Origin of the sequence: Exiguobacterium alkaliphilum 12/1 (assembly GCF_000714435.1) — a bacterium.
In the GTDB taxonomy this organism is placed as follows: Bacteria; Bacillota; Bacilli; order Exiguobacteriales; family Exiguobacteriaceae; genus Exiguobacterium; species Exiguobacterium alkaliphilum.
Map to the genome: position 1 here is coordinate 1 of NZ_JJMW01000053.1, position 1,198 is coordinate 1,198.

Annotated in this window: 10 tRNA genes and 1 rRNA gene; all 11 read right to left on the reverse strand. The window is 48.6% G+C overall.

Going from position 1 to position 1,198, the window contains the following annotated elements:
- Positions 1 to 114 (reverse strand): 16S ribosomal RNA (locus RT52_RS11315); the annotation flags it as partial.
- Positions 115 to 214: 100 nt separating this feature from the next.
- Positions 215 to 291: transfer RNA gene (locus RT52_RS11320), tRNA-Pro, on the reverse strand.
- Between the two features lie 6 nt (positions 292 to 297).
- A tRNA-Arg gene (locus RT52_RS11325) sits at positions 298 to 374 on the reverse strand.
- Positions 375 to 383: 9 nt separating this feature from the next.
- Positions 384 to 468, reverse strand: a tRNA-Leu gene (locus RT52_RS11330).
- A gap of 7 nt (positions 469 to 475) precedes the next feature.
- Positions 476 to 550: transfer RNA gene (locus tag RT52_RS11335), tRNA-Gly, on the reverse strand.
- Between the two features lie 19 nt (positions 551 to 569).
- Positions 570 to 650, reverse strand: a tRNA-Leu gene (locus tag RT52_RS11340).
- Between the two features lie 32 nt (positions 651 to 682).
- A tRNA-Lys gene (locus RT52_RS11345) sits at positions 683 to 758 on the reverse strand.
- Positions 759 to 771: 13 nt separating this feature from the next.
- Positions 772 to 847, reverse strand: a tRNA-His gene (locus RT52_RS11350).
- 10 nt (positions 848 to 857) lie between these two features.
- Positions 858 to 933 (reverse strand) — tRNA-Thr (locus tag RT52_RS11355).
- An 8-nt stretch (positions 934 to 941) separates the two neighbouring features.
- Positions 942 to 1,017, reverse strand: a tRNA-Phe gene (locus tag RT52_RS11360).
- A gap of 17 nt (positions 1,018 to 1,034) precedes the next feature.
- Positions 1,035 to 1,110 (reverse strand) — tRNA-Asp (locus RT52_RS11365).
- Between the last annotated feature and the right edge of the window lie 88 nt (positions 1,111 to 1,198).

The window sequence follows — 1,198 nt, forward strand, 5'->3', positions numbered from 1 at the left end:
CGCTCATTCCGTCAACGTCCCCCCGAAGGGTTCGGATGACTTCCTGCGCTCGACTTGCATGTATTAGGCACGCCGCCAGCGTTCGTCCTGAGCCAGGATCAAACTCTCCAAAGAATTTGATATAGCTCTTGAAATGACGAAGCTTGCGCTTCATTCAAAAATTTAAAACTTATTTTTGCCTCATCGTTCAGTTTTCAAAGACCAAAAAAATAAATGGTCGGGAAGACAGGATTCGAACCTGCGACCCCTTGGTCCCAAACCAAGTGCTCTACCAAGCTGAGCTACTTCCCGTTAAAATGGTGCACCCTGAGAGATTCGAACTCCCGGCCTTTAGATTCGTAGTCTAACGCTCTATCCAGCTGAGCTAAGGGTGCAATATAAAATGCGGTCGAGAGGACTTGAACCTCCACGGTGTTAACCACCACTAGGCCCTCAACCTAGCGCGTCTACCGATTCCGCCACGACCGCATGTAAATGGAGCGGAAGACGGGATTCGAACCCGCGACCCCGACCTTGGCAAGGTCGTATTCTACCACTGAACTACTTCCGCATAATGAAGTTTGAGGAGATGCGGGTGAAGGGACTCGAACCCCCACGTCAAAGACACTAGATCCTAAGTCTAGCGCGTCTACCAATTCCGCCACACCCGCACAATATTTAAGTATAGTTAATTAATGAGAAATGGTGAGCCATGCAGGGCTCGAACCTGCGACCCTCTGATTAAAAGTCAGATGCTCTACCAACTGAGCTAATGGCTCATTAATTAAAAAATGGGGCGGCTGAAGGGAATTGAACCCTCGAATGCCGGAATCACAATCCGGTGCGTTAACCACTTCGCCACAACCGCCATGCAAAAATGGTGCCGGCGAAAGGATTCGAACCCTCGACCCTCTGATTACAAGTCAGATGCTCTACCAACTGAGCTACACCGGCGCTGTAAATGGTGGCTTTGGACGGAATCGAACCGCCGACACAAGGATTTTCAGTCCTTTGCTCTACCAACTGAGCTACAAAGCCAATATGAAATTAAAAAATGGCGGTCCTGACGGGGGTCGAACCCGCGATCTCCTGCGTGACAGGCAGGCATGTTAACCACTACACCACAGGACCACATTAAGTATTGTATCGACTTTACCTATTTTAAATGTCCTAGACAGATAAGTCAATAACTTTTTCAAAAAAACAAACCGCCTGGCAA